Source organism: Daejeonella sp. (assembly GCF_037719425.1).
Lineage (GTDB): Bacteria > Bacteroidota > Bacteroidia > Sphingobacteriales > Sphingobacteriaceae > Daejeonella.
On sequence record NZ_JBBJNI010000108.1, the window covers coordinates 10,786 to 14,392 of the forward strand.

Consider the following 3,607-nt stretch of genomic DNA (forward strand, 5'->3'; position numbering starts at 1 on the left):
TTGGATATGGTTTGCCAGGGCGCCGTGTCGGTGGTTCCGCTGTTAGTGTCATTACCGTTCGTTGAGTCAATATAATAGGTAATGCCAACAGCGGAAGTAGTCGGATTGGTTTTTCTATTGCTGGCAATCACTTGCGGATCGCTAGCTTCAATCTTACTTTTAGTACAGGCTGCTGAACTGATTATAAAAATTAAGGCTAATATTTTAGTTAGAATTCTCATAATTTTTGTGTTTAAGTTTCATAACTTTTGTTTAATTATCTATAATATTTTCGTTTATTACCAATTTGGGTTTTGCGTTAAATTCGGGTTGAGTTCTCTTTCACTTTGAGGTATTGGCCATAAATAATCGCGGTTCTTATTAAATAAGGTATTCCACGGTAAAATTTCGACTGTTTTCAAAGCCCCGTTATTATCTACATAGTTCATTCCATACATTTTGCCAGGCAGTACGGTTTCAGCTATCCGCCAGCGACGGATATCGATATACCTCAAACCCTCAAAAGCCAGTTCTACCAGGCGCTCCTGCCTCACAATATCCCGCATTAAAGCCTGAGAAGCTGCCACGGTTAAAGGGGGCATATTTACGTCAGGTCTCTGGCGGACTTTATTGATCGCATCTAAAACCGACTGATCTATCTGGTTAGCCTCAATTTTCGCCTCGGCATAAGTCAGCAGCACTTCGGCGAAACGCTGGAGTATAATGTTAACTCCTCCATTAGAACCTTGTGGCAGATCTTCCTTATTAATATACTTCTCCACATTGAAACCCGTATTGGTAGCTAGAAATGTGGATCCAACGGCGTCATTGGTACCACTTCCAGGCCTTGAATTATATATTTTGTTGTCAGGCAGAACATCCCCGGGAACAAACACCGTGAACTTCAGGCGCGGGTCCCGGTTCTTATAGGGATCGCGGGGATCGAATCCGCTCGTTGGATCATTTATGCTCTTACCATTTGTCATGGTATAAGCATCAACCAGCCTTTTATTCGGCACATAGCGGCTCTGGCTGCTTAACTGACTGTAAGGAGCCATAAGCTGGAATATATTATTGCGATACGTATCCTTTACAAATTCAATATCGAAGATCACTTCGGTATTATTCTCAGCAGCATACGTGAACAGTTTTTCGTACGAGGAATAGATGTTGTATACATTCAGATCCATAACCTGCTTTGCAGCAGCCGCAGCCTCCGTGTTACGGCCGGCATAAAGCATGGCCCTGGCCTTAAGCCCCAATGCAGCGCCTTTTGTAATTCTTCCCTTTTCTGTCTGTGTGTTCGGCAGGAGGGCGGCAGCTTCTGTCATCTCGGTTGAAATAAAATCCCAAACCTTGGCAACAGGTGTCCGGGTTAACTGCTTACTTTCTTCTAAAGTAATCTCGGTCGTAACCAATGGCACATCGCCGTAGATCGCGGCTAGAGTAATGTAATAATAAGCTCTCAGCACCCTGACCTCCCCTTTCAAACGGTTGATCAATCCCGTATTAGTGGTTTGGACCCGGTCGACATTTGCCATAAAGGCATTGGCCGCGCGGATACCTGCATAGGCATCTCTCCACTCACTTAGGATCCTGCTGTTCAGCGGATCGAACTCACCCCGCAGAATGAGCTGATGCGGAGAATCCGGCGAACTTGTATGACCGATATCGGACAGGCCATCCCAACTGAAAAAATGATCTGCATTACCGAGATATGTATAAACAGCATTTGAGCCCAGGGTTGCGTCCCTTTCGGTTTTCCAGTATAAATCAGTAGATAACCGGTCATTTGGAACGGTATCCAGCAGATCTTCTTTACAGCCACCTAACAAAATAGCCATCAGGGCAACAAAAAGTATGTTTTTTGAATTAGTCATCTGATTCACGTTTCTTATAAACAATAATTTCATGATCCTAAAATTGAAGGTTAAAGCCCAGGGTATATAATGAAACCTGAGGATAGTAATTCTCCCAACCTGACACTTTTTCAGGATCCAGGTTCCACTCATTTAATTTGGAAAAAGTAAGAAGGTTGGTTCCGGAAACATAAACATTCATACGCTCAACAAGAAGCCTTTTTGTAAGCGCTGTCGGGATCTGATATTGAAGCTGAATATTCTTCAGCCTGATATAATCTCCGTCAATTGTATTGAAATCTGAATTAACCTGGTTCCGGGTTTCAAACTTTATAGGTCTCGGGAAGCGCGCGTTAGGGTTTTCCGGGCTCCAGAAATTATTGGTATATATTTTATGGGTGAAGGCTTCTGCGGTGCCCGATTGAACCAGGGCTCTTGTTAACTGCACTTCATGTCCAGAAGCGCCCTGAAGCAGCATATTTAAGTTAAACCCCTTGTATGCTAGATTCCATGAGGAGCCAAATGTGTATTTAGGGAACGGATTACCCACAAAGGTCATATCTTTTGCATCAATCACTTTGTCATTGTTCATGTCAACATACTTGATATCTCCAGCGAGAGCCGGTCTGATAAACACTGGTGACTTATCAGCATCGGCTTTTGTCTGAAAAAATCCATCGGTTCTATAGCCCCAGAAAGAGTCGATAGGATAACCCTCGCCTGTTAAGTACCTCGGATCGATATCACTTCCGGTGATATAGGGGCCGGTGCCCGCGAGGTCGACTACATTATTATCATTAATATTAAAGTTGAGGTTTACATTCAGCCCGAAATTGCCGAACTTATTCCGTGTTCCTGCCGCAAATTCCCACCCTTTGTTATCCACTATCCCTGCATTTTGCGGAGAAGCCAGGAGACCCAAAGTGGCCGGAACAGGCAACATAAGCAATATTCCGTCTGTCCTTTTCTCATAGTAATCCACACCCAGAGACAATCTGTTGTTCAGGAATTGGGCGTCGAGGCCAATATTGGACTGCGTAGTCGTTTCCCAGGTAAGGTCTTTGCTTGAAAGCTGCTGCTGGGTATAGCCCTGCACGGGGGCACCGTTGAAACTGTAAGTTACCAGGTTCAGTGTCGAGTAATAACTGTAAAGATCAACTGCCTGATTACCTGTCTTACCCCATGAACCCCTTAGTTTGAATTCATTAACATAATTACTAAGACCTCCCCAGAATTTTTCTTCTGAAAGCCGCCAGCCCGCAGAAAATGACGGGAAAAAACTATACCGGTTATTGTCTGAGAAGCGGGATGAGCCATCATAGCGCGCATTTGCCTCAAACAGGTATTTATCATCGAAAGCGTAATTTACCCGACCAAAAAAGGAGCGCAAACCCCAGTTGGTTTCACCACCGCCGTTACTTTTTGTAGCGTCGTTAGTTCCCTGTCCAATTGCCTGGATGTCATTATTATAAAAGCCCTGGCGAAATGCAGTTAGCGAACCGCCGCTATTCTGGATTTCGGAATATCCTGCCAGGCCTGCTAAAGTATGTTTATCTAAACTAGTGGAATAATTCAAAAAACTGTTCAGGGTTAATTCCTTACTGCTGTTTCTTGTTTCCTGCAATGTATTGATGGGGCGGGCTTTTCTTACAATGGTTGGGTTTACGCGGTCACGGATCTCGTAGCTGGTCACAAATTCCTTTCCGTTGTTGCTGATAGCACGAGCTCCGAGCTGGGTGGTAAAATTCAGCCCTTTTATAATCTTCCAG

Annotated in this window: 3 protein-coding genes; all 3 read right to left on the reverse strand. The window is 44.2% G+C overall.

Annotated features, from left to right (window positions below):
• Nucleotides 1–221 (reverse strand): hypothetical protein (locus WKF69_RS13745; protein WP_340382647.1); only part of this gene is annotated, 221 nt, incomplete at its 3' end.
• A gap of 57 nt (nt 222–278) precedes the next feature.
• Nucleotides 279–1,859 (reverse strand): RagB/SusD family nutrient uptake outer membrane protein, encoded by a 1,581-nt coding sequence (locus WKF69_RS13750; RefSeq protein ID WP_340382648.1) that lies wholly within the window; start codon nt 1,857–1,859, stop codon nt 279–281.
• Between the two features lie 37 nt (nt 1,860–1,896).
• Nucleotides 1,897–3,607 (reverse strand): SusC/RagA family TonB-linked outer membrane protein (locus WKF69_RS13755; protein ID WP_340382649.1); only part of this gene is annotated, 1,711 nt, incomplete at its 5' end.